The organism is Streptomyces sp. MBT65 (assembly GCF_016612545.1).
GTDB lineage: Bacteria > Actinomycetota > Actinomycetes > Streptomycetales > Streptomycetaceae > Streptomyces.
On the sequence record NZ_JAENRY010000061.1, the window covers coordinates 1 to 23727 of the forward strand.

General features: G+C 70.9%; 19 protein-coding genes and 1 pseudogene. 16 read left to right on the forward strand and 4 right to left on the reverse strand.

Annotated elements, in window-relative coordinates; translation table 11 throughout:
* The 8 genes and pseudogenes from JHN63_RS16090 to JHN63_RS16125 form a co-directional block, all read left to right on the forward strand.
* A pseudogene (locus JHN63_RS16090) lies at positions 1-671 on the forward strand (hypothetical protein); the annotation flags it as partial.
* 159 nt (positions 672-830) lie between these two features.
* Positions 831-1673, forward strand: a complete 843-nt coding sequence (locus tag JHN63_RS16095) for a nitrilase-related carbon-nitrogen hydrolase (protein WP_200681748.1) — start codon at positions 831-833, stop codon at positions 1671-1673.
* A complete protein-coding gene (locus JHN63_RS16100) occupies positions 1670-2956 on the forward strand; it encodes an aspartate aminotransferase family protein (protein ID WP_200681749.1) in 1287 nt (428 codons plus the stop codon). The genes JHN63_RS16095 and JHN63_RS16100 overlap by 4 nt, the downstream gene beginning before the upstream one ends.
* 27 nt (positions 2957-2983) lie before the next feature.
* Entirely contained in the window at positions 2984-4546 is a 1563-nt protein-coding gene (locus JHN63_RS16105; protein WP_200681750.1) for a PucR family transcriptional regulator, read from the forward strand.
* Between the two features lie 155 nt (positions 4547-4701).
* Positions 4702-5544 carry a nitrilase-related carbon-nitrogen hydrolase gene (locus tag JHN63_RS16110; RefSeq protein WP_200681751.1) on the forward strand — a complete coding sequence of 281 codons (843 nt, stop codon included), beginning with the start codon at positions 4702-4704 and terminating at the stop codon, positions 5542-5544.
* Between the two features lie 124 nt (positions 5545-5668).
* Positions 5669-7072 carry a dihydropyrimidinase gene (gene hydA, locus JHN63_RS16115; protein ID WP_200681752.1) on the forward strand — a complete coding sequence of 468 codons (1404 nt, stop codon included), beginning with the start codon at positions 5669-5671 and terminating at the stop codon, positions 7070-7072.
* 11 nt (positions 7073-7083) lie between these two features.
* Positions 7084-8148 carry a TIGR03842 family LLM class F420-dependent oxidoreductase gene (locus tag JHN63_RS16120; protein WP_200681753.1) on the forward strand — a complete coding sequence of 355 codons (1065 nt, stop codon included), beginning with the start codon at positions 7084-7086 and terminating at the stop codon, positions 8146-8148.
* 127 nt (positions 8149-8275) lie between these two features.
* Positions 8276-9808, forward strand: a complete 1533-nt coding sequence (locus JHN63_RS16125; protein ID WP_200681754.1) for an NCS1 family nucleobase:cation symporter-1 — start codon at positions 8276-8278, stop codon at positions 9806-9808.
* Positions 9809-9835: 27 nt separating this feature from the next.
* On the opposite strand, the gene JHN63_RS16130 is transcribed toward JHN63_RS16125, so the two are convergent.
* Together JHN63_RS16130 and JHN63_RS16135 are read right to left on the reverse strand one after the other, a co-directional pair.
* Positions 9836-10507 (reverse strand): hypothetical protein, encoded by a 672-nt coding sequence (locus tag JHN63_RS16130; protein ID WP_200681755.1) that lies wholly within the window; start codon positions 10505-10507, stop codon positions 9836-9838.
* Between the two features lie 175 nt (positions 10508-10682).
* On the reverse strand, positions 10683-11678 hold the full coding sequence (locus JHN63_RS16135; protein WP_200681756.1) for a carboxymuconolactone decarboxylase family protein: 996 nt from the start codon (positions 11676-11678) through the stop codon (positions 10683-10685).
* A gap of 166 nt (positions 11679-11844) precedes the next feature.
* On the opposite strand from JHN63_RS16135, the gene JHN63_RS16140 reads away from it, so the two are divergent.
* The 8 genes from JHN63_RS16140 (at position 11845) to JHN63_RS16175 (ending at position 21392) form a co-directional block, all read left to right on the forward strand.
* Positions 11845-12960 carry a sensor histidine kinase gene (locus tag JHN63_RS16140; protein ID WP_200681757.1) on the forward strand — a complete coding sequence of 372 codons (1116 nt, stop codon included), beginning with the start codon at positions 11845-11847 and terminating at the stop codon, positions 12958-12960.
* A complete protein-coding gene (locus JHN63_RS16145; RefSeq protein ID WP_200681758.1) occupies positions 12957-13664 on the forward strand; it encodes a response regulator transcription factor in 708 nt (235 codons plus the stop codon). Before JHN63_RS16140 ends, JHN63_RS16145 begins: the two co-directional genes overlap by 4 nt.
* Positions 13661-14488: a bifunctional 2-polyprenyl-6-hydroxyphenol methylase/3-demethylubiquinol 3-O-methyltransferase UbiG gene (locus JHN63_RS16150; protein ID WP_200681759.1), complete on the forward strand. Its 828-nt coding sequence runs from the start codon at positions 13661-13663 to the stop codon at positions 14486-14488. Before JHN63_RS16145 ends, JHN63_RS16150 begins: the two co-directional genes overlap by 4 nt.
* Before the next feature lie 113 nt (positions 14489-14601).
* Complete coding sequence (locus JHN63_RS16155; protein WP_200681760.1) at positions 14602-16602, forward strand: LamG-like jellyroll fold domain-containing protein; 2001 nt, start codon at positions 14602-14604, stop codon at positions 16600-16602.
* Positions 16603-16637: 35 nt separating this feature from the next.
* A complete protein-coding gene (locus JHN63_RS16160; RefSeq protein WP_200681761.1) occupies positions 16638-18437 on the forward strand; it encodes a gamma-glutamyltransferase family protein in 1800 nt (599 codons plus the stop codon).
* An 83-nt stretch (positions 18438-18520) separates the two neighbouring features.
* Positions 18521-19363, forward strand: a complete 843-nt coding sequence (locus JHN63_RS16165; RefSeq protein ID WP_200681762.1) for an inositol monophosphatase family protein — start codon at positions 18521-18523, stop codon at positions 19361-19363.
* A gap of 110 nt (positions 19364-19473) precedes the next feature.
* On the forward strand, positions 19474-20883 hold the full coding sequence (locus JHN63_RS16170; RefSeq protein ID WP_200681763.1) for an NAD(P)/FAD-dependent oxidoreductase: 1410 nt from the start codon (positions 19474-19476) through the stop codon (positions 20881-20883).
* Positions 20880-21392: an O-acetyl-ADP-ribose deacetylase gene (locus tag JHN63_RS16175; RefSeq protein WP_200681764.1), complete on the forward strand. Its 513-nt coding sequence runs from the start codon at positions 20880-20882 to the stop codon at positions 21390-21392. The genes JHN63_RS16170 and JHN63_RS16175 overlap by 4 nt, the downstream gene beginning before the upstream one ends.
* A gap of 39 nt (positions 21393-21431) precedes the next feature.
* Here JHN63_RS16175 and JHN63_RS16180 read toward each other — a convergent pair whose 3' ends face one another.
* Positions 21432-22466, reverse strand: coding sequence for a hybrid-cluster NAD(P)-dependent oxidoreductase (locus JHN63_RS16180; RefSeq protein WP_200681765.1), 1035 nt, complete (start codon positions 22464-22466; stop codon positions 21432-21434).
* Positions 22463-23716, reverse strand: coding sequence for an aromatic ring-hydroxylating dioxygenase subunit alpha (locus tag JHN63_RS16185; RefSeq protein ID WP_200681766.1), 1254 nt, complete (start codon positions 23714-23716; stop codon positions 22463-22465). The genes JHN63_RS16180 and JHN63_RS16185 overlap by 4 nt, the downstream gene beginning before the upstream one ends.
* Positions 23717-23727: the final 11 nt, after the last annotated feature.

Below are 23727 nucleotides of genomic sequence, written 5' to 3' on the forward strand. Positions count from 1 at the left end.
CCCAGACCCCGGACCCCGCAGCCGCCGTACCGGAACTCCCCGCGCCCGCGCCCACCACCCGTCGCACCCCGCGCGGAGCCCGGTTCGCCGGGGCCGCCCGGCCGGTCGAGCGGGCGCAGCCGAAGCGGGAGGCCCTGGACGCGGAGGCGCGGCAGAGCACTGTGGAGGCCGTTCAGCGGCTCGTCGGGCTGCGGCGAGAGGGCCGTAGCGGCGAGGCGCACGCGCTGCTCGTCGAGGCCGCGTACTGGCCCGCCGCGCGCTTCCCGCTGCTCGCGGCCGAACTCCAGCGTGCCGGGCTCGGCGCGGACTGGGCGACCCTCCTGTGGGAGGCCGCCTCGCTGCCCGCCGACCGGCTGGTCGGCGCGGCGGACGCGCTGGTCGCGGCGGGCCGCACGGCGGACGGCGAGCAGATCCTGCGGCAGGGCGTGGCCCGCCCCGCCGCCGAGATAGGCGAGGCCGTGCTCGCGCTGGCCGCCGAGGGCCGCCGCCGCGAGATCATGGCCCTGCTCGACGCCTACGTCCGGGTCCGCACCCCCGAGGAGGCCGCCCGCAGCGTCGCGGCCGACCCGCAACAACTCGTCCCGCTGCTGGTGGAGGCCGCCCGGGGCGCCTCGGACGAACGCCACTGGGATCTCGTCCACGCGCTGCGGGTCGCGGGCTTCACTGCCTGACCGGCCCATCGACTCGCCCACCGGAGTGTGAAACAGGATCGACTCCGCGGGTTAACGACGATGGTCTTGGCAAGGCTCCTCCGGAGGCTTACGTTCATCCCTCTACGGCCTTTGTCTACGGGCGTAGAGGCTGTGACGTCCCCGTCGAAGGAGCAGCTCATGGCCAACGTCGTACGCGCCGCTCTGGTCCAGGCCACCTGGACCGGTGACACCGACTCCATGGTGGCGAAACACGAGGAACACGCCCGCGAGGCGGCCCGCCAGGGCGCCAAGGTCATCGGGTTCCAGGAAGTGTTCAACGCCCCCTACTTCTGTCAGGTCCAGGAACCGGAGCACTACGACTGGGCCGAGCCGGTGCCCGACGGGCCGACCGTGCGTCGTATGCAACAGCTCGCGCGCGAGACCGGCATGGTGATCGTCGTCCCCGTCTTCGAGATCGAGCAGGACGGCTTCTACTACAACACCGCGGCCGTGATCGACGCCGACGGCACCTTCCTCGGCAAGTACCGCAAGCACCACATCCCCCAGGTCAAGGGCTTCTGGGAGAAGTACTACTTCAGGCCGGGCAACGCCGGCTGGCCCGTCTTCGACACCGCCGTCGGCAAGATCGGCGTCTATATCTGCTACGACCGCCACTTCCCCGAGGGCTGGCGTCAACTCGGCCTCAACGGCGCCCAGTTGGTCTACAACCCGTCCGCCACCTCACGCGGCCTCTCCGCCTACCTCTGGCAACTGGAGCAGCCCGCGGCGGCCGTCGCCAACGAGTACTTCATCGCCGCCATCAACCGGGTGGGAGTGGAGGAGTACGGGGACAACGACTTCTACGGAACCTCGTACTTCGTCAACCCGCGCGGCCAGTTCGTCGGCGACGTCGCCAGCGACAAGGCCGAGGAACTCGTGGTCCGCGACCTCGACTTCGGCCTGATCGAAGAAGTACGACAGCAGTGGGCGTTCTACCGTGACCGCCGCCCCGACGCCTACGAAGGGCTGGTGCAGCCGTGACCAAGGACCTGCTGGGACGGCACAAGGCCGTGCTCCCGGACTGGCTCGCCCTCTACTACGAGGACCCGCTCGAGATCACGCACGGCGAGGGCCGGCACGTCTGGGACGCCGAGGGCAACAAGTACCTCGACTTCTTCGGCGGCATCCTCACCACCATGACCGCGCACGCGCTCCCCGAGGTCACCAAGGCGGTCAGCGAGCAGGCCGGGCGGATCATCCACTCGTCCACGCTCTACCTCAACCGGCCGATGGTCGAACTCGCCGAGCGCGTCGCCCAGTTGTCCGGCATCCCCGACGCCCGCGTCTTCTTCACCACCTCGGGCACCGAGGCCAACGACACCGCGCTGATGCTCGCGACCACGTACCGGCGCAGCAACCAGATCCTGGCCATGCGCAACAGCTACCACGGCCGCTCCTTCAGCTCGGTCGGCATCACCGGCAACCGCGGCTGGTCCCCGACCTCGCTGTCCCCGCTCCAGACGCTGTACGTCCACGGGGGTGTCCGGACGCGCGGACCCTACGCGCACCTGAACGACGCCGAGTTCATCGCGGCCTGTGTGGACGACCTGAAGGACCTGCTCGGTCATGTCCGGCCGCCCGCCGCGCTCATCGCCGAACCCGTCCAGGGCGTCGGCGGGTTCACCTCCCCGCCCGACGGTCTGTACGCCGCCTTCCGCGAAGTCCTCGCCGAGCAGGGCGTGTTGTGGATCGCCGACGAGGTGCAGACCGGCTGGGGCCGCACCGGCGACCACTTCTGGGGCTGGCAGGCGCACGCGGAGAACGGTCCGCCGGACATCCTCACCTTCGCCAAGGGCATCGGCAACGGCAGCTCGATCGGCGGGGTCGTCGCCCGCGCCGACATCATGAACTGCCTGGACTCCAACAGCATTTCGACCTTCGGCGGCACCCAGATCACCATGGCGGCGGGCCTCGCCAACCTCACCTACCTCCTGGAGCACGACCTCCAGGGCAACGCCCGCCGCGTCGGCGGCCTCCTCATCGAGCGGCTGCGGGCCGTCGCCGCCCAGCATCCCGGCGTACGGGAAGTGCGCGGGCGCGGGCTGATGATCGGCGTCGAGCTGGTGAAACCCGGCACCGACGAAGCCGATCCGCAGGCGGCGTCCGCCGTGCTCGAAGCGGCCCGCGAGGGCGGGTTGTTGCTCGGCAAGGGCGGCGGGCACAACACCAGCGCCCTGCGCATCGCCCCGCCGCTGTCCCTGACCGTCGCGGAGGCCGAAGAGGGCGCCGCCATCCTCGAACAGGCTCTGCGGAGCACGCAGTAGTAGCAGGACGAGCAAGGGAAGAGCGTTATGGCCACCACCCTGGACACCCTGGAGCCCGCCCTTTCGGTGCGTCAGGTCCTCGGCCTGGAACGGGTCCTCGCCGGGGAACCCGAGGTGGTGGCCGGCGCGAGCCAGCTCGACCGGCCCGTGCGCTGGGTGCACGTCGCCGAGGCCGCCGATGTCGGAGTGATGCTCAGCGGCGGCGAGATGATCCTCACCACCGGCGTCCTGCTCGCCGGTGACGAGGGCGCCCAGGCCGAGTACATCCAGTCCCTGCACCGCGCGGAGGCATCCGCGGTCGTCCTCGGTCTCGGCCGTGCCTTCCCCGCTCCGCCGGACGTGATGCGCCGCGCGGCCGAGCGGTGCGGGCTGCCCATGGTGGTGCTTCACCGCCCCTTCCCCTTCGCGGAGTTGACGGAAGAGGTCCAATCCCGGCTGGTACGGCGGAAGTTCGCCGCCGTCAGCCTCTCCGAGGCCGTACGGACCGCGCTCACCGGACTCATCACCGGCGGCGCCCCGCTGCAGAGCCTGCTCGACGAGGTCGCGGCGCACAGCGCCTGCCCCGTCGTCGTCACCAACCTCGCCCACCGCGTCCTCGCCACGGCGGGGGAGCGGTCGGCGGTGGACGACGTGCTGCGCGACTGGGAGCGCATCTCCCGACAGGCGGGCGGCAGCGAGGGCGACGGCTGGATCCGCGCCGAACTGGGCGGACGCGGCGAGCGCTGGGGCCAGATCATGCTGTGCGGCTACCGCGGCGACACCGCCACCGGCCGCCTCCTCGCCGACCGCGGCGCCGAGGCCCTCGTCCTGCACCGTATGCTCGGCGGCTCCGCCCACACCTGGGAGGAACAGTCCGCGCAGAGCCTGCTGACCGACCTCGCGAGCGGCGTCGTTCCGGCCCGCCAACTGCTGCCCCGCGCCCGGGCCGCAGGACTCCCCGTCAACCGCCGCACCTTCGTCCCGATGGTCGTACGCGACGGCGACACGGCCCAACTCGACCGGGTGCTACGGCTGTTGGGGCTCCCCGGACTCGTCGCCGAACTGGCCGACGGGGCCACCGCCGTGCTGCTCAGCCTGCCCCGGGACCAAGACGCGGACGCCCTCGCCGCGCACTTCGCTAGCCGACTGCGCACCGAGTCGGGGGCGTTGAAGGCGGTGGTGGCCGCCGCAGGCCAGCGCACCGTCTGGGACGACGTGCCCGCCGGGCTGCGCGAGGCACAGCACGTCGCCGACGCCGTGGCCGACTCCAGCGACGCCCTCGACCTCCCCTCCGTCGTACGCCTCAAGGACGTCCATCTGCGCGGTCTGATCCGGCTGTTGAGGGACGACCCGCAGGTGCAGTCCTTCGCCGAACGGGAGCTGGACGGGCTGCTGTGCGCAGCCGACGAGGACCTGCTCGCCGTACTGCGCTCGTATCTGGCCACCGGCCGCAACAAGTCGCGCACCGCTCAGCTCCACCATGTCTCGCGGCCCGCGCTGTACCGCCGGCTGGAGGCGATAGAGGGCCGGCTCGGGGTGGACCTCGACGACTTCGAGCAGGCCGCCTCGGTGCACATCGCGCTCCTCGCGCACGACGCGCAACAGGGGTGAAACATGGGACTACCTGCGAAAACGGCGGTGAAACATGCGGCCACGACAGGGTGACACCGTGGAACGCCGCGCGCCCGCAGACGTGACACCGTGCAACTCAAAGACGACTTCCGGACTTCTTAGGCTCCTCGCACACCTAGCGACCGGAGGTCCCGATGAGCACAGTGATTCGTGCCGCTCTCTTCCAGACAGCCTGGACGGGCGACAAGGAGTCCATGATCCAGGTACACGAGCAGGCGGTCCGCGACGCGGCCGCGCAGGGTGCTCAAGTCCTGTGCTTCCAGGAGCTGTTCTACGGACCGTACTTCTGCCAGGTCCAGGACAAGGCGTTCTACGAGTACGCCGAGGCGATCCCGGACGGCCCGATCGTCAAGCGCTTCCAGGCGCTCGCCAAGGAGCACGGCATCGTCCTGGTCCTGCCGATGTACGAGGAGGAGCAGCCCGGCGTCCTCTACAACACGGCCGCCGTGATCGACGCGGACGGCTCGTACCTCGGCAAGTACCGCAAGCACCACATCCCCCAAGTCCCCGGATTCTGGGAGAAGTTCTACTTCCGCCCGGGCAACAGCGGCTGGCCGATCTTCGACACCAAGGTCGGCAGGATCGGTGTCTACATCTGCTACGACCGGCACTTCCCGGAGGGCTGGCGCGCACTGGGCCTCGCGGGCGCCGAGATCGTCTTCAACCCGTCGGCCACCTCGCGCGGACTGTCGGCCTATCTCTGGCAGTTGGAGCAGCCGGCCGCCGCTGCCGCCAACGAGTACTTCGTCGGCGCCATCAACCGGGTCGGTGTCGAGGAGTTGGGCGACAACGACTTCTACGGCACGACCTACTTCGTCGACCCGGAGGCCCAGTTCGTCGGCGAGGTCGCCAGCGACAAGGAGACCGAACTGGTCGTCCGCGACCTGGACTTGGCGAAACTGCGCGAGGTCCGCGACCGCTGGCAGTTCTACCGCGACCGCCGCCCGGACGCGTACGGCCCGCTGACCGCACCGTAAGGCACGCAGGATTCCCGCGCCCCGCTTCCAGGGGCGCGGAGCAGCGTCCAGCGGCGGCTTCGCCGCAGGGCGCGACCAGCCCCCAACGACCCGCACCCGACCACAATCCAGCGGAGTCAAAACCATGAGCACCCGTACCGTCATCCGCGGCGGCCTAGTCATCACCGCGTCCGACGAACTCCACGCCGACGTCCTGATCGAGGACGGCCGCATCGCGGCCCTCGCCACCTCCGGCAGCGCGGCCGCCGAGGCCTGGACCGCCGAGCGGGTCATCGACGCCACCGGGAAGTACGTCATCCCGGGCGGGGTCGACGCCCACACCCACATGGAGATGCCGTTCGGCGGCACCAAGGCGGCCGACACCTTCGAGACCGGCACCCGGGCCGCCGCCTGGGGCGGTACGACGACCATCGTCGACTTCGCGATCCAGAGCGTCGGCGGAGCCCTCCGCGAGGGCCTCGACGCCTGGCACGCCAAGGCCGAGGGCAACTGCGCCATCGACTACGGCTTCCACATGATCGTCTCCGACGTCAACGAGGACACCCTCAAGGAGATGGACCTGCTGGTCGAGGAGGGCGTCACCTCCTTCAAGCAGTTCATGGCCTACCCGGGCGTCTTCTACAGCGACGACGGCCAGATCCTGCGTGCCATGCAACGCGCCGCCGACAACGGCGGGTTGATCATGATGCATGCCGAGAACGGCATCGCGATCGACGTGCTGGTGGAGCAGGCGCTGGCCCGTGGCGAGACCGACCCCCGCTACCACGGCGAGGTCCGCAAGTCCCTTCTCGAAGCCGAGGCCACCCACCGCGCGATCAAGCTCGCGCAGGTCGCCGGTGCCCCGCTCTACGTCGTGCACGTCTCCGCGATGGAGGCGGTCGCCGAGCTGGCCAAGGCGCGCGACGAGGGCCTGCCCGTCTTCGGCGAGACCTGTCCGCAGTACCTGTTCCTCTCCACCGACAACCTCGCCGAGCCCGACTTCGAGGGCGCGAAGTACGTGTGCAGCACGCCCCTCCGTCCCAAGGAGCACCAGGCCAAGCTCTGGCAGGGCCTGCGCACCAACGACCTCCAGGTGGTCTCCACCGACCACTGCCCCTTCTGCTTCGTGGGCCAGAAGGAAATGGGCCGGGGCGACTTCTCGAAGATCCCCAACGGCATGCCGGGCGTCGAGAACCGCATGGACCTGCTCCACCAGGGTGTCGTCGACGGACACATCAGCCGTCGCCGCTGGATCGAGATCGCCTGCGCCTCCCCGGCGCGGATGTTCGGCCTCTACCCGAAGAAGGGCACCATCGCCCCGGGCGCCGACGCCGACGTGGTCATCTACGACCCGCACGCCGAGCAGGTTGTCTCCGCCGAGACCCACCACATGAACGTCGACTACTCGGCGTACGAGGGCAAGCGCCTCACCGGCCGCGTCGAGACCGTCCTCTCGCGCGGCGAACTCGTCATCACCGAGCGGGAGTACACCGGGCACGCGGGCCACGGCGTCTACACCCCGCGCTCCACCAGTCAGTACCTCAACTAGGAGTGGCGCACATGGACTTCGGACTCGTCCTGCAGACCGACCCGCCGGCCTCACGGGTCATCAGCCTGATGAAGCGCGCCGAGCGCAACGGCTTCACCTACGGCTGGACCTTCGACTCCGCCGTGCTGTGGCAGGAGCCGTTCGTGATCTACAGTCAGATCCTGGCCAACACCACGAAGTTGACGGTCGGCCCGATGGTCACCAACCCGGGCACCCGCACCTGGGAGGTCACCGCCTCCACCTTCGCCACCCTGAACGACATGTTCGGCAACCGCACGGTCTGCGGCATCGGCCGCGGCGACTCCGCGATGCGCGTTGCGGGCCGAACTCCCAACACCCTGGCCCGGATCAGCGAGGCCATGAAGGTCATCAGGGCCCTCGGCTCCGGCCAGGAGGCGGACCTCGGCGGCACGGTCATCAAGTTCCCCTGGGCCAAGGAGGACGCCCAACTCCCGGTCTGGATGGCCGCGTACGGCCCCAAGGCCCTGAAGATGACCGGCGAGGAGGCCGACGGCTTCATCCTCCAGCTCTCGGACCTCTACCTCACCGAGTACATGGTGAAGGCGGTCAAGGACGCGGCCGTCGCCGCCGGACGCGACCCGTCCGAGGTCAAGATCTGTGTCGCCGCCCCGGCCTACGTCACCGAGGACGACTCGCCCGAGGCGCTCGCCCACGCGCGCGACCAGTGCCGCTGGTTCGGCGGCATGGTCGGCAACCACGTCGCCGACCTCGTCTCCAAGTACGGCGAACACTCCGCCGCCGTACCCGAGGAACTCACGGACTACATCAAGGCCCGTGAGGGGTACGACTATTCGCACCACGGCCGTGCCGACAACCCCGACACCGCCTTCGTCCCCGACGAGATCGTCGACCGGTTCTGCATCATCGGCTCGGCCGAGAAGCAGATCGAAAAGCTGGGCGCCCTGCGCGTCGTGCATGTCGTAGACGGCGAACTGGTCGACGCCCAACTCGCGCAGGGCGCCCAGCTTTTCGATCTGCTTCTCGGCCGAGCCGGAGCCCACGAGGCCACGATCGACGCCTACGGGTCGAAGGTGATCCCGGCCGTCAACGGCTGACGCACACCCGCACCACCGCTCAACTCCCCGTCCCCCCACTCCAGTTCTCCCCCTCCCCACCGTCCTGGGGAGGGGGGCCGGAGCCCCGCACGGCCTTTCCGGACCCACCTCATTGATTGGCCTGCCCATGACCGACACCGCTCCCACGGCCATAGAGCCGACCGCTCAAGTCACCCTCGCCGACGGGCGGGTGGAGCTCTCCCCGGGGTCTCCGCTGCCCGCCGGTCCGTACGCCAACGACGATCTGCTGCCGGTTCCCGTCGAGAAGCGCACCTGGACCACGTACAACTTCTCCGCGCTGTGGGTCGGCATGGCCCACAACACGGCCTCCTGGACCCTCGCTTCCGGGCTCATCGCCGTCGGCATGGACTGGAAGCAGGCGGTGTTCACCATCGCCCTGGCCAACCTGATCGTGCTCGTGCCGATGCTGCTCACCGGGCACGCGGGACCGAAGTACGGCATCCCCTTCCCGGTCTTCGCGCGTGCCTCGTTCGGCGTGCGCGGCGCCAACCTCCCTGCCGTGGTACGGGCGTTGGTGGCCTGTGGCTGGTTCGGCATCCAGACCTGGATCGGCGGTGAGGCGATCTTCTTCCTCGCCGGCAAGCTGATCGGGGACAGTTGGGCGAACGCCTCGCACATCGGCGGGTACGCCTGGACGATGTGGCTGTCGTTCGCACTGTTCTGGGTGCTCCAAGTCGCCATCATCTACCGGGGCATGGAGACGATCCGCCGCTTCGAGAACTGGGCCGCGCCCTTCGTGCTCGTCGGCGCGTTCGTGATGCTGTGGTGGATGAGCAGCAAGGCCGGCGGCTTCGGCCCGCTCTTCGACCAGCCCTCCAAGCTCGGTTGGGGCGGCAGCTTCTGGAAGCTGTTCTGGCCCTCGCTGATGGGCATGATCGGCTTCTGGTCCACGCTGTCGCTGAACATCCCGGACTTCACCCGCTACGGCAAGAGCCAGAAGGCCCAGACATGGGGCCAGGCCCTCGGTCTGCCGACCACCATGACCCTGTTCGCGTTCCTGTCGGTGCTGGTCACCTCCGGTTCGCAGGCCGTCTACGGCAAGGCGATCTGGGACCCGGTGCAGCTCGCGGCGAAGACGGACAACGTCGTCGGCCTGCTCTACGCGTTGGTGACCGTCCTGGTCGCGACCCTGTCCGTGAACATCGCGGCCAACCTGGTCTCGCCCGCCTTCGACTTCTCCAACATCGCGCCCCGGAAGATCAGTTTCCGCACCGGCGCCCTCGTGACCAGCGTCCTCGGGGTGCTGATCTTCCCGTGGAAGCTCTACTCCGACCCGCAGGGCTACATCTTCACCTGGCTCGGTCTGGTCGGCGGTCTGCTCGGCACGGTCGCCGGCATCCTCATCGCCGACTACTGGATCCTGCGCCGCGGCAAGCTCGACCTCGCCGACCTGTACCGCGCGGGCGGCCGCTACTGGTACGACGGCGGCTGGAACTGGCGGGCCGTCGTCGCCTTCGTGGTGGGTGGCGTACTCGCCGTCGGCGGCGCCGACTTCCACCCGCTGATCGACGGCCGGCCCATCCCGGCTCTGTCCTCCCTCGCCGACTACGGCTGGGCGGTCGGCCTCGGCACGTCGATGCTCCTCTACGTGGCGCTGACCCTGCTGACCGGAAAGAAGCCGACGCCCGTCGAGGCGTAGGACTCGCAGTGCCGCAGGGCGCCGGGGCTAGCTGGCCTTGGCGCCCTGCAGCGCGGTCACCGCTTCCTTCGCGGCCTTGATCGCGCCCTTGTTGATGACGTCCGTACTCGGCGCCTTCTTGTTCTCGAAGTCGCTGCCGTTGTACGTGATGGTCACCAGCGCGTTGCCCGCGCGGACGACGACCGTGCCCTCACGCGTCTGCTGCTTGTCCTCCGTGGTGAGGTTCACGATGGAGTAGGCGGAGTCACCGAGCCCGGGAACCGCGCCGCCGCCGCTCTTCTCCGTAGTCGTCTCGGTGTACGACTTCTTCGCCGCTTCGTCCGATTCCGTGATCTCGTACGACACGTCGAGCCAGCGGTAGTCGTACCCCTTGAGCGCGTTCCACGAGCAGGTGCGGCGCACCTTCGTGTCCGTCGACGGGATCTCCTTGCCGGCCGTCTTCGCGCCCGGTACCAGTGACTTGATCGTCGCCACCGACACACTTCCGCACGGGGCGGGAGAGGTGGAGTAGGCCTTGACCACGGGCGCCGTCGAGGGGGCCGAGGCCCCGGACGAGGAGTCGGACTCGGGCGTCGCCTTGTGATCGGCGGTCGTCGTCGCGGCGAACGGACCGGACGTCAGGGCCCAGCCCATCGCGGCGAGCACGACGACCGGCGACAGACGCGCGGTGAGAGCGAGCGGCAGAGGAAGAGAACGCAAGTCGCACTTCTCGTGGGGGAAGGGTGCGGAGCGGGTCCGCACTGCGGACGGGGACGGCCAGTGTCACATGACTCCCTGTGAGGCGGAAGTATGAACTCGCTCCGTGCCTGTGCGGTGACAGTGCCCGACTGTGGACGCGTTGTGTGTCCCCAAATGTCTGTCCCCCGTGCGCGCTTCAGGGCCGGACGGCGGGCACGCGCATCGTCGTCTCGATCCGTTCGACGGCCGCGAACGCCCCGTACGCGACGAGCCGCACGAGACGCGCGTCACTGTCCGACGGCCCACGCCAGGCGGCCACGTCCTCCTCCGTGATCCGGTACGGCGCGAGCGCGGCCAGCACCGCGAGGCGCGCCGCCGGCCGCTCCCGCCGGTTCGGGAAGCCGCGCAGGACGACCGGCGGATGCGAACCGTCCCAGGCCCACAGCGTCTCCCGTACGAGGGTGTGGTCGTCCTCGTCGAGAAGGTCCGCGCCCGCCCGCGCGGCCGTGCGCAGCGCGTCGTAGGCCGGGCCCACCGGCGTTCCGGCGACCCAGTCCGGGCCGGGTCCCGGCGTGTCGAGCAGCGGGAGAGCCGCTCCGGGGACGGCGGTACGGCGCACCGTACGGGCGACGCTGCGGCCCGCGAGACTGCGGACGGCCCGGAACCGCTGGGCGTTGCCCGGGAGGAGCTGTTCGGTCAGCAGGGCCGACACGACGCGGTTGATGAAGTGGAAGGCGAGTGCGGTGCCCAGGTAGGCGGGCGCCTGCTCGCGCGGGAACGGGTACGGCGTGAGGGCCGCGCCGGGCACGCGCGTGCGGCGGCCCCAGTCGAGCACGCGCGCGTGCTCCTCGTTCTCCGGGGTGCCGCCGCGCGCCAGGTGCTCGGCGAGGGCGTGGTCGCCGGTGGCGTGCAGCAGGACGGTGTGCGCGTCCGCGCAGAACGGGCACTTGTTGGCGAGCGAGACCCCGAGCGCCGCCAGCTCCTTGCCGGTGCGGCTGCCGGCGCCCGCGATGAGCGACTCGCGCATCAACGCCCAGGCGGGGGCGAGGAGTTCGGGGACGGAGGACAGGACCACGAAGGTCGGGGGCCGTTCGATCCCGAAGTCGACGGCGATCTGCTCGAAGACCTCGGCGGTGCGGCCGGTGGCCGACTTCGGCGACGGCGGCTGGGTGTGCCGGAAGGGTGTGGACATGGCAGCAGCGTGCGCCGGTCGGGTGCCCCCGGTCGTCGTACGGTCGAAGGGAGTTGGGGCTGCCTCAGCCAGGCGGGACGGGGCACGGGAGTACTGCGTGGGGAGTAGTCCAGGAGTTGTCCACAGGGCTGACGCCCGTGTCGGCGCGGCGGTCTACTGTGCGGTCATGAGCGGGTATCCGGTCGATGTGACCCCACGCAGGCGCCTCGCCGACGCGTCCCTCGCGGTCGTGATCGGTGCCCTCGTCATGACCGTCGCCGCCTTCGACACGGACACGACCGCGGTCGACTACGTGCTCGTCGCGCTCGCCTCGGCGGCCCTGGCGTTCTACCAGACGGCTCCGCGCGCGGTCCTCGTCGTGGCCGCGGCGGGGGAGGCGGCCTACGTCCTGCACGCCCACCCGGGGCCGGTCGCCGGTCTGCCCGTCCTCGCCGCCATGCACACGGCGGCCCGCGTGGGGCACCGGAGTTGGGCGGCCGTGGCGGGTGCGCTGTTCCTGCTGGCGTACTTCGCGACGGGGCCCACGACCCAGCAGGTGGTCGAGCGGACCGCGCTCATCGCCGGCTGGTTCCTGTGCGCGGTGGTCACCGGCCTCGCCGACCGCAACTGGCAGGCGTATCTGCGCCAGACCGAACAGCGCGCCCTGGAGGCCGAACGCACCCGCGAGGAGGTCGCGTTGCGCCGCGCGGGCGAGGAACGGCTGCGGATAGCAAGGGAGTTGCACGACTCCCTCACGCACAGCATCTCGATCGTCAAGCTCCAGGCGGGCGTCGCCGTCCATCTCGCCCGCAAGCGCGGCGAGGAGGTGCCACCCGCGCTGCTCGCCATCCAGGAGGCGGGCGGCGAGGCGATGCGCGAACTGCGGGCCACGCTGGAGATCCTGCGCACCACCGAGGAGCCCACCGGCACCCCCGAGCTGCTCGTCGAGAGGGCCTGCGCGGCCGGCCTCGCCGTCGAACTCGCGGTGACCGGCGAGGAGCGCCCGCTGGCCGCGACGGTCGACCGCGCGGTGTACCGCATCGTCCAGGAGGCCCTCACCAACGCGGCCCGGCACGCGGGCCCGGCCAAGGTGAGCGTGCAACTCGACTACGGCGAGGCGGACTTGACGATACGCGTGGAGGACGACGGCGCGGCCCAGCCCGACTGTCCGCCGAAGCCGGGGATCGGCCTCACCGGCATGCGCGAGCGCGTGACGGCGTTGGGCGGCACCCTGCACACCGCCCCGCGCGCGGAGGGCGGCTTCTCGGTACGGGCCGAACTGCCGCTGGGGGAGGCGGGATGATCCGGGTTGCGGTCGTCGACGACCAGGCGCTGATGCGCGCGGGCTTCCGTGCCCTCCTCGACGCCGAGGAAGGCATCGAGGTGGTGGGCGAGGCGGCCGACGGCGAACAGGGCGTGGCCCTTGTGCGTGCGCAGCTCCCCGACATCGCGCTGATCGACGTACAGATGCCGGTGATGACGGGCATCGAGGCGACCCGCCGTATCGCCGCCGACCCGGCCCTCGCGGCGGTCCGCGTCGTCATCCTCACCAACTACGGCCTGGACGAGTACGTCTTCGAGGCGCTCCGCGCGGGCGCCAGCGGCTTCCTGCTGAAGGACACCGACCCGGCGGACCTGCTCCAGGCGATCGAGATCGTCGCCGGCGGAGAGGCGCTGCTCTCCCCGGCGATCACCCGCACCCTCATCGGCGAGTTCGTCTCCCGGCCCCCCGACCGCTCCACCGCCACCGGCCTGGAGCACCTCACCCGCCGCGAACGCGAGGTCACCGCCCTGGCCGCCCGGGGCCTCACCAACGAGGAGATCGCCGCCCACATGGTCATCAGCCCGTTCACGGCGAAGACCCACGTCAGCCGGGCGATGACCAAACTCGGAGCTCGGGACCGGGCCCAACTCGTCGTGTTCGCCTACGAGTCGGGGCTGGTGACGGCCCGCGCACCGGAATCCCGTTGCGAGGCCGACACACCGGATCGCACCCTGGGGCGATGACCGAGACGACACGCACGCAGGACCCGGCCGTCCACGTCCGCGAGGAGATCCTCGCCTACTACGGCCAGGGCAAGGAGGACGGCCGCCTCAGACAGGGCTCGGAGCGGCTGGAGTTCTGGCGCACCCAGGACGTCCTGCGGCGCCTGCTGCCGACGGCTCCCGCGCGGGTGCTGGACGTCGGCGGGGGCAGCGGCATCCACGCCGAGTGGCTCGCGCGGGACGGGTACGAGGTCCAACTCGTGGACCCCGTACCGCTGCACGTGGAACAGGCGGGCCGACTGCCGGGCGTCACCGCCCGCGCCGGGGACGCCAGGGCGCTGACCGCCCAAGACGCCTCGTACGACGTGGTGTTGCTGCTCGGACCGCTGTACCACCTGCCCGAACGGGCCGACCGCGTACGGGCGTTGAGCGAGGCGCGCCGGGTGGTGCGGCCGGGCGGGCTGGTCGTCGCGGCGACCATCAACCGCTTCGCGGGACTGCACGACCTGCTCAAGCACGAGCTGTACTTCACCGCCCCGCACCGCGCGCGGGTCGACCGCGAGACGGGGGAGGGACGCCATGACTCCGAGGACGGCGGCCTCTTCACGACCGCCTACTTCGCCCAACCGCACGAAGCCCCCGAGGAGTTCACGGAGAGCGGCCTGACCGTCGAGGGCCAGTACGGCCTCGAGGGCGTCGCCTGGCTGATGGGCGGCATCGAGGACTGGCTGGACGACCCGGAGCACCGCGAGGCCGTCCTGGCGGCCACCCGCCGGATCGAGTCCGAGCCCACGCTGCTCGGCAGCAGCGGCCATCTGCTCACCGCCGGCCGGCGCAACTCCTAGCGGGGCGTGTGGTGTTGGGGGAGCGTTCGGCAGCCGGTACCCGGCGCGCCAATCCGCCGTACCGAGGCCGTCCGTAGCGTGACGCCGTTCTCCTACTCGGCATTGGAGCGGACATGGACAGCTCTCCCACGGGTGACAGAGGCCTCGACGACGGCCACGAGCGGCACGCGGCGGGCTGCGACTGCCCGCGCACGGCGGACCTGGACGGTGACGGCGTGGCCGCGTCGAGCCGCCGTACGTTCCTGCACCGGGCCGGTGCGCTCGGCGCGGGAACGGCCGCCGCCGGGCTGCTGGGCGCGGCCCCCGCGCACGCGGAGAGGGGCGACGCCGATCCGTACGGGCAGACAACGATGTCATCCGTCCCGCGCGGGAAGTGGGACCCGGATCCGGACAACCCGCGGTTCACCGTGGTCGTGATGCCCGACACGCAGTACATGTTCGACCAGGACCGCATCCACCCGGTGCCGATGGAGGCGTCGTTCCGCTACGTCCTCGACCCGGCGGGCCGCGCGGGCGGCAACGACGAGAACATCGTGTTCCTGGCCCACCTCGGTGACGTGACGCAGAACGGCCTCCCCGAGGAGTACGCGGCGGTCACCAAGGTGTTCGACATGCTCGACCGCGCGGGCGCCTCGTACGGCGTGCTGGCGGGCAACCACGACGTCCGCGCCGACGACCAGCGTGGCGCCACCCCCTACCTGGACACCTTCAGCCCGGCGCGGGCCAGGAAGACGCCCGGGTACCACTCCTCCAGCCCCGACGGCTACAACACCGCGCACATCTTCCTTGCGGGCGGCTGGAGTTGGCTGCTGCTCTCGCTGGACTGGCGCCTGTCGGCCAAGGGTTTCGCCTGGGCGAACGCCGTCATCGCCGCGAACCCGACGCTCCCGGTGATCGTCACCACGCACGAGATCGTCGGCTCGGACGAGGACGGCGCGGCCGAACTCTCCGACTACGGACAGCAGTTGTGGGACGGCCTGATCAAGGACAACGACCAGGTCTTCCTCACCCTCAACGGCCACTACTGGCCGCCCGGCAGCACGGTGCTGAAGAACAGCGCGGGCAACGACGTCCACCTGCACATCACCAACTACCAGGACCGCTACTACGGCGGCGCGGGCATGATCCGCTCCTACCGCTTCGACCTCGACCGGGGGATGATCGACGTCGCGACCTTCTCGCCGTGGATCCGCGAGCTTGCGGACAAGGGCGAGTTGAACGCCCTCGCGGCGAAGGAACTCGAACTGACCTCGAAGGTCGACTACTTCTCCATGACGATCGACTTCGAGAAGCGCTTCGCCGGCTTCGCTCCGGTGCCGCCGCGCAAGCCCCGCCCCGCGCGCCGGATGCTGCTGCCCGGCACGCTGGCGTACTGGCGGTTCGACGAGGGCGGTACGGCGGGCTCCGAGGTCGCCGCCGGCACGGTCGTCAGGGACCAGGCGGGCCACGGCAACGATCTGATCCTGAGGACTGTCCCCAACACCCCCGCACACGCGCTCACTTGGACCGCCGACCACCACCCCGACCAACCCGCCCACGCGGGGCTGGTGTTCACGGGCCAGGGCAACCCGGTCAGCGGCGCGTACCTCCGGACCGTCGACACGGCACCGCTCAACCGCGAGACCTTCGCCCGCGGTTACACCTTCGAGGTCTTCTTCAAGGTCCCCGCCGACTGGGACGGCGGCCGCAACGGCTGGTCCTCGATGCTCAGCCGCGCGGGCACGGCGGCCCAGGCGGGCAAGAACGGCCCCGCCGCCACCGCCGACGAGCCCGTCCTGACCCTCAGCCTCTCCAGCTCCGTCGAGCTCCAGTGGAACGCCTACCCGCTCAACCAGAACGGCGCCACGACCGCCTGGAGCCACCTCCTCCAGCAGGAGGAGTGGTGGCACGTCGCCGTCGCCAACGACGGCCGGATCAGCAAGCTCTACGTCAACGGCTGCGAGGAGGGCCGCAACCCGACCAGCACGGCGGTCGGCCTGACGACCCTCGACATGCCGTTCCTCCTTGGCGGTTACCAGTGGGCGGGCGCGGTCAGCCAGGTCTTCCACGGCACCATCGGCGACGTACGGATCACCGACCGGGCGCTGCGGCCGGGCCAGTTCATGAACGCCTAGGGTTCGCGGACATCCCGGTTGGTTAGATGTTCCGTATGTTCACCACCCGCCCCACGCTCCAGGGCACCTTCGGCATGGTGTCCTCCACCCACTGGCTGGCTTCGCAGTCGGCGATGGCGGTCCTGGAGGACGGCGGCAACGCGTACGACGCCGCCGTCGCCGGGGCGTTCGTGCTGCACGTCGTGGAACCGCACCTCAACGGACCCGCCGGTGAGGTGCCCATCCTCCTCGCCCCGGCGGGCGGGGAGGTACGGGTGCTGTGCGGACAGGGCGTCGCACCGGCCGGGGCGACGATCGAGCACTACAGGGGACTGGGGCTGGATCTCGTACCCGGTACCGGACCCCTCGCGGCGGCCGTCCCCGGCGCCTTCGACGCCTGGATGGTCCTCCTCCGGGACTACGGCACGAAGTCCCTGGCCGACGTTCTGAAGTACGCCATCGGGTACGCCGGGGACGGCCACGCGTGCGTGGAGAACGTCGGGGCGACCGTCGAGGCCGTACGGGAGCTGTTCGAGACGGAGTGGACCTCGTCGGCGGACGTGTATCTGCCGGGCGGGAAGGCGCCCAGGCCCGGTGAGCTGTTCCGCAATCCCGCTCTCGCCGCCACCTGGCGGCGGCTGCTCGCCGAGGTCGCGGAGGCGGGGGACCGGATCGCCCAGATCGAGGCGGCGCGGGAGGCGTGGCGGTCCGGGTTCGTCGCTGAGGCCCTCCTGCGGCAGTCCGGGCGGCTCACCATGGACACCAGCGGCGAGCGCCACACCGGGACCCTCACGGCCGCCGACCTGGCCTCCTGGTCCGCGTCCTACGAGACACCGGTGACGTACGACTGGAACGGCTGGACGCTCTGCAAGGCCGGCCCCTGGAGCCAGGGCCCGGTCCTCCTCCAGCAACTGGCACTGCTGCCGCCCGCATTGCCCTCCTACGGGTCCGCCGACTACGTCCACCTCCTGATCGAGGGCTGCAAGCTCGCGATGGCCGACCGGGAGGCCTGGTACGGCGACGCGGGCGAGGACGCCGTACCGCTGGGGGAGTTGCTGTCGGCGGACTACAACGCGGTGCGGCGGGAGCTGATCGACGAGAAGGCGTCGTACGAGCTGCGGCCGGGCAGCCCCGGCGGGCGTGCTCCGCGACTGAGCGGGCACGCGCGCGTGGTGGCGCCCGCGGAGCCCGGTTTCGACCCGATGGGGGCGGGGGAGCCGACCGTCGCACGGGTCGCCGCCGACGGGGGCACCCGTGGCGACACCTGCCACCTCGATGTCGTCGACCGCTGGGGCAACATGATCGCGGCCACCCCCAGCGGCGGCTGGCTCCAGTCCAACCCGGTGGTGCCCGAACTGGGCTTCCCCCTGGGCACCCGGCTCCAGATGGCCTGGCTGGAGCCCGGCCTGCCCAACTCCCTTGCCCCGGGCCGCCGTCCGCGCACCACGCTCACCCCGTCGATCGCCCTGCGCGACGGAGTCCCGGTCCTGGCGTTCGGCACACCCGGAGGCGACCAGCAGGACCAGTGGCAGCTGCACTTCTTCCTGGCGCTCGCCACGCGTGCGAAGGTGCGCGGCGGCCTCGACCTCCAGGGCGCGATCGACGCCCCGAACTGGCACAACGACAGCTTCCCCGGATCCTTCTACCCGCGCGGCATGCGACCGGGGAGCGTGACGGTCGAGTCCCGCACGGACGCGGCGGTGGTGGAGGAGCTGCGGCGGCGCGGCCACGACGTGACCGTCGGGGACGCCTGGTCGGAGGGGCGGCTGTGCGCGGTCGCCCGGGACCCGGAGACCGGGATCCTGTCGGCGGCGGCGAACCCGCGAGGCATGCAGGGGTACGCCGTGGGGCGGTGACCAAACCCGGGTGTTCACGGTGATTCCACCCGGTGTGTACCGGGCGGGAGGGGATTGTCAGTGACGCGTGCTCTCATGGAGGCATGATCGAAGACACCGAAACCATCGACGAGTTTCTCGTACAGCGCACGGCCGACATCGAAGAAGCGATCCGTACCGCGGCGGCCACGGAGATCATGCCCCGCTTCCGGCAGCTCGCCGCGCACGAGATAGACCAGAAGAGCGGCCCGCACGACCTGGTCACGGACGCCGACCGCAACGCCGAGCGGTATCTGACGAAGGTGCTCGGCTCCCTCCTGCCCGGCTCCGTCGTGGTCGGCGAGGAAGCGGTGCACGCCGACCCGGAGACGTACGAGGCGATCCAGGGCGACGCCCCGGTCTGGATCGTCGACCCGGTCGACGGGACACGGCAGTTCGTGCGCGGCGAGACCGGCTTCTGCACCCTGGTCGCGCTCGCCCGGCACGGCGAACTGCTCGCGTCCTGGACCTACGCACCCGCCCGCGACCAACTGGCCACGGCGGTGAAGGGCGGCGGCGCCTTCCTCGACGGCGTACGGCTGCGCTCCGGCGCCCCGGATCCCGCCCGGGACCTCGAGGTGGCGACCTCCCACCCGGACTACACGACGGACGCCCAGAAGCGCGCGCTGCTCGGCCTGTGGGCGGACGGGGTGCACACGCGCCCGTGCGGCTCGGCCGGACTGGAGTATCTCGCCCTCGCCCGGGGCGAGTTGGACGCCACGGCCTTCTCCTGGGAGGCCGCCTGGGACCACGCGGCGGGCCTGCTCCTCGTCGAGGAGGCGGGCGGCGCCCACCTCACCCTCACCGGAGAGCCCTTCCGGATCACGGGAGGCAACGCACTGCCGTTCACGGCGGCCCGGGACGCGGCGACGGCCCGGCGCGTGATCGACCTGCTGAGGGCGTCGTAGGGTCACGGGTTCCGCACACTGGACGGACCGGCCCCGGGGTTGTCGGTCCTGCGGCATATCCTGACTCCGAGTTTGCCATCGGCTGACGAAGGGGTCCGAAGGTGCCGTCGATGCTCGATGCGGTCGTGGTGGGTGCGGGGCCGAACGGACTGACGGCTGCCGTGGAGCTGGCCCGGCGCGGCTTCTCCGTGGCCGTGTTCGAGGCCAGGGAGACCGTGGGCGGCGGCGCCCGCACCGAGGAGCTGACCCTCCCCGGCTTCCGGCACGACCCCTGCGCGGCGGCGCACCCGCTCGGCGTGAACTCACCGGCGTTCCGCGCCCTGCCCCTGGAGCGCTACGGCCTGGAGTGGCTGCACCCCGAGCTGCCCATGGCGCATCCCTTCACCGACGGCAGCGCGGCCGTGCTGTCGCGGTCGGTCGCGGAGACGGCCGCCTCCTTCGGGCCGCGCGACGCGGGGACGTACCGGAGGCTGGTCGAGCCCTTCCTCCCGAAGTGGGACACCCTGGTCCGCGACTTCATGTCCCTGCCGCGCACCGCGCTGCCGCGCGACCCGGTGACCCTCGCCCGCTTCGGCCTGGCCGGCCTGCCCCCGTCCACCTGGCTGACCAGCCGCTTCCGGGACGAGCGCGCCAAGACCCTGTTCGCCGGCCTTGTCGGCCACGTCATGGCCCCGCTCAGCGGCTTCGCCACCGGCGCGATCGGCCTGGTCTTCGCCCTGGCGGCACACGCGCGTGGCTGGCCGGTGGCGCGCGGCGGCTCCCAGTCCATCTCGGACGCGCTGGCCGCTTACCTCAAGGACCTCGGCGGTGAGATCCACACCGACTACGAGGTCAAGCGCCTCGACGACCTCCCCCCGGCCCGCGCCTACGTCTTCGACACCTCGCCCACCGCCCTGGCGAAGATCGCGGGCTTCGGCAACTACTACGAGCACTTCCGCTACGGCGCCGGAGTCTTCAAGGTCGACTACGCACTCGACGGCCCGGTGCCCTGGACCGCCAAGGAGGCCCGCACCGCCGGCACGGTACAGATCGGCGCCGACAGCACCGAGATCGGCACCGCCCTGCGCGCCGCGTCCCGCGAGAACCGCGCCCCCGACAAGCCGTTCATGATCACCGTGCAGCCCAGCATCGTCGACCCCACCCGGGCCCCGGCCGGCAAACAGGTCTTCTGGGCCTACGGCCATGTCCCCAGCGGCTGGACCGGCGACCTCACGGACGCCCTGGAACGCCAACTGGAGCGCTTCGCCCCGGGTTTCCGCGATCGCGTCCTCGCCCGGGCGACCGCGGGCCCACCCGAACTGGCCGCCCGCAACGCCAACTACGTGGGCGGCGACATCGGCTCCGGCGCGGTCTCCGGTCTCCAGATCCTGCTGCGCCCCAAGCTCTCCCTCTCTCCCTACGGCACCCCGCACCCGGCCGTCTTCATCTGCTCCTCGGCGACCCCGCCGGGCCCCGGCGTGCACGGCATGTCGGGACACAACGCGGCGAAGGCCGTCTGGCGACGACTGAGGCAGTCATGACCACCACCATCACCCTCGTCCGGGGCGATATCACCCGCCAGACCGCCGACGCGATCGTCAACGCGGCCAACTCCTCGCTCCTGGGCGGCGGAGGAGTCGACGGCGCGATCCACCGCCGGGGCGGCCCGGCGATCCTGGAGGACTGCCGCAAGCTGCGCGCCTCCCACTACGGCAAGGGCCTGCGCACCGGCCAGGCGGTCGCGACGACGGCGGGCGAACTCGACGCCCGGTGGGTGATCCACACGGTCGGACCCGTGCACTCCCGCGAGGAGGACCGCTCGGAGCAACTCGCCTCCTGCTACCGGGAGTCGCTGCGTGTCGCCGATGAACTCGGCGCGCGTACGGTCGCGTTCCCCGCCGTGTCCGCCGGTATCTACGGCTGGCCGATGGACGACGCGGCGCGCATCGCCGTAGAAACCGTGCGGGCCGCGGAGACGGCGGTCGAGGAAGTCACGTTCGTGCTGTTCGACGAGGTGGCGTACGAGGCGTTCGGGCGGCAGGTGCGCTGACCGACTGCCGTAGCCCGTCTGCCTGTTGGAGGATGGTCCTCACGCGTCGATCACGACGTCCTCCAGCGGTTTCGAGCAGCAGAGCAGGATCTTGTTCTGGGCGATCTCGCGTGGCCGGATGCCTCCGTTGTGCCGCATGTCGACGGTGCCGGAGAGCAGGGTCGTCTTGCAGGTGCCGCACATGCCCTGCGCGCAGGAGGCCGGCAGGCTGAGGCCGGCTCGGGACGCGGCGGCGAGGAGCGAGGTGTCGGGGTCGCACTCGACGGTGCGTCCGCTGCGGGTGAACTCGACCTTGAAACCGGTGTCCGCAGCGGTGGTGGGTGAGGTGTCGGCCTGCGCGGTCGGCGTCTCGAAGGCGAAGCTCTCCTCGTGGTAGTGGTCCATGTCGAGGCCCGCGTCCGACAGCATCCGCCGTACGGCCGCCATGTAGGGGGCGGGGCCGCAGGTGAAGACCTCCCGTTCGAGGAAGTCCGGCGCGATCTGCCGGAGCGTCTCGATCGTGAGCCGGCCGCGGTGTCCGCCCCAGGGGGCGTACGGGCGGTCCTCCTCGCAGACGTGGACGATCCGGATGTTGGGCGCGGTCGCGGCGATGAGGTCGAGTTCGTGGCGGAAGACGATGTCCGCCGGAGTGCGCGCACTGTGCACGAACACCACGTCGGCGGGGTCAGCGAGGTCGTACAGCGTCCTGGTCATCGCCATCGACGGCGTCACCCCGACACCCCCGGACAGGAAGAGGTACTTGGGCGCCGGATGCCGGGCCGTGGAGAAGTCGCCGAGCGGTCCGTGCGCCCGTACGGTGTCGCCCGGCCCGAGGTGGTCGTGCAGCCGGTTCGACACGAGCCCGCCCGGTACGCGCTTCACCGTGATCGAGAGCAGGAAGGGGCGGGTGGGCGGTGAGGAGATGGTGTAGCAGCGCTGCACCGGCCGGCCGTCGATGTCGAGGGTCAGGGTCAGGAACTGGCCCGGGTCGTGCCGGAACAGCCGGGGTTCGGCGTACTCGAACACGAACGTGGACACGTCGTGCGTGAGCGGGTGCACCTGACGGCAGACCAGCAGCTCTTCGGTCTCGCTCATGGCAGGAGCTCCAGGTGGGCCTTGAGCCTGGTCACGTACCAGTTGACGAACGCCTCCACCTGTTCCTCCGTCGGGCCGTACGGGCCCGGCAGATAGGCCGGACTGCTGATGCCCCGGTGGGCGCGGGCCACCAGCACCGCGTCCTGGTCGTTCGTGGCCTGCCACACCTTCGTGAGGGTGTCGAGGTCGTAGTCGATCCCCTCGACGGCGTCGGCATGGACGAGCCAGGTGGTGCGGACGAGGGTGCGGTCCGGGCCGAGCGGGATCACGGAGAACGTGATCGCGTGGTCGGCCATGAAGTGGAACCACGAGTTGGGCTGGATGTGCATGGACAGGCGGCCCAGGCGTGCCGTGGGGAAGTCCGCCAGCAGGCGTGAGCACGCGGCCGTGCCGTCCGGGGTGTACGACTCCCCGGCGAGGTCGAGGGGTTCGCGCTGGATGCGGAAACCGGTGGGCCGGGTGTCCAGTTCCTCGATCTCGGCGTACGGCAGGCCCAGGGAGTCGTAGGTCTCGCGGGCCTCGGCGTCGGCCACGAGGAAGCGCTCGTAGGCGGGGCGCAGCGCGTGCGGGATGTCCTTCTCCTGGTAGCCGTAGATGGGGAAGTAGCAGGCCTGGAGCTCGGGATGGCCCACGCAGTGGTAGCACTCCCGGTTGTTCTCCATGGTCAGCTTCCAGTTGCCGTTCTCGACCAGGTCGATCTGCGTGGCGACCTTCGCCTCGGCCAGGCGGTGCGGTGCGAGGTACGGCTCGATGCGTGCGGCGACCTCGTCGAAGTCCTCAGGCGGCTCCTGGGCGAGGCAGACGAAGACCAGCCCGGCCACCGTGCGCGTGTGCACGGACCGCAGCCCGAAGCAGGACGGGTCGAAGCCGGGCGCCTGGGACTCGGCGTACAGCAGCTTGCCGTCCACGCCGTACGTCCAACGGTGGTACCCGCAGACGATGTTGCCCACCGAACCGCGCTCCTCGTTGAGGATCCGCGCCCCGCGGTGGCGGCAGACGTTGTGGAAGGCCCGGACGGCCTCGTCGTCGTCGCGCACGACGATGATGGAGTACGACCCGAGGTCGACCGTCACATAGTCGCCGGGCTCGGGAAGCTCCGCCTCGGCGGCCACGAACAGCCAACTCCGGGCGAACACGGCCTCGATGTCGAGGTCGAAGAACTCCTCGCCTACGTAGAACGGGGCTTCGAGGCTCCGACCGGCGGGACGGCGGGCAACGAGGTCGCCGACGTCGGAGGTCGCTTGCTTCATCTCATCTCTCC

Bases quoted from the DNA above. Each gene is read 5' to 3' on its own strand.
- JHN63_RS16095 (WP_200681748.1), top strand. From the start codon at position 831: ATGGCCAACGTCGTACGCGCCGCTCTGGTCCAGGCCACCTGGACCGGT.
- JHN63_RS16105 (WP_200681750.1), top strand. From the start codon at position 2,984: ATGGCCACCACCCTGGACACCCTGGAGCCCGCCCTTTCGGTGCGTCAG.
- JHN63_RS16110 (WP_200681751.1), top strand. From the start codon at position 4,702: ATGAGCACAGTGATTCGTGCCGCTCTCTTCCAGACAGCCTGGACGGGC.
- hydA (WP_200681752.1), top strand. From the start codon at position 5,669: ATGAGCACCCGTACCGTCATCCGCGGCGGCCTAGTCATCACCGCGTCC.
- JHN63_RS16120 (WP_200681753.1), top strand. From the start codon at position 7,084: ATGGACTTCGGACTCGTCCTGCAGACCGACCCGCCGGCCTCACGGGTC.
- JHN63_RS16125 (WP_200681754.1), top strand. From the start codon at position 8,276: ATGACCGACACCGCTCCCACGGCCATAGAGCCGACCGCTCAAGTCACC.
- JHN63_RS16135 (WP_200681756.1), bottom strand. From the start codon at position 11,678: ATGTCCACACCCTTCCGGCACACCCAGCCGCCGTCGCCGAAGTCGGCC.
- JHN63_RS16140 (WP_200681757.1), top strand. From the start codon at position 11,845: ATGAGCGGGTATCCGGTCGATGTGACCCCACGCAGGCGCCTCGCCGAC.
- JHN63_RS16145 (WP_200681758.1), top strand. From the start codon at position 12,957: ATGATCCGGGTTGCGGTCGTCGACGACCAGGCGCTGATGCGCGCGGGC.
- JHN63_RS16150 (WP_200681759.1), top strand. From the start codon at position 13,661: ATGACCGAGACGACACGCACGCAGGACCCGGCCGTCCACGTCCGCGAG.
- JHN63_RS16155 (WP_200681760.1), top strand. From the start codon at position 14,602: ATGGACAGCTCTCCCACGGGTGACAGAGGCCTCGACGACGGCCACGAG.
- JHN63_RS16160 (WP_200681761.1), top strand. From the start codon at position 16,638: ATGTTCACCACCCGCCCCACGCTCCAGGGCACCTTCGGCATGGTGTCC.
- JHN63_RS16165 (WP_200681762.1), top strand. From the start codon at position 18,521: ATGATCGAAGACACCGAAACCATCGACGAGTTTCTCGTACAGCGCACG.
- JHN63_RS16170 (WP_200681763.1), top strand. From the start codon at position 19,474: ATGCTCGATGCGGTCGTGGTGGGTGCGGGGCCGAACGGACTGACGGCT.
- JHN63_RS16175 (WP_200681764.1), top strand. From the start codon at position 20,880: ATGACCACCACCATCACCCTCGTCCGGGGCGATATCACCCGCCAGACC.
- JHN63_RS16180 (WP_200681765.1), bottom strand. From the start codon at position 22,466: ATGAGCGAGACCGAAGAGCTGCTGGTCTGCCGTCAGGTGCACCCGCTC.
- JHN63_RS16185 (WP_200681766.1), bottom strand. From the start codon at position 23,716: ATGAAGCAAGCGACCTCCGACGTCGGCGACCTCGTTGCCCGCCGTCCC.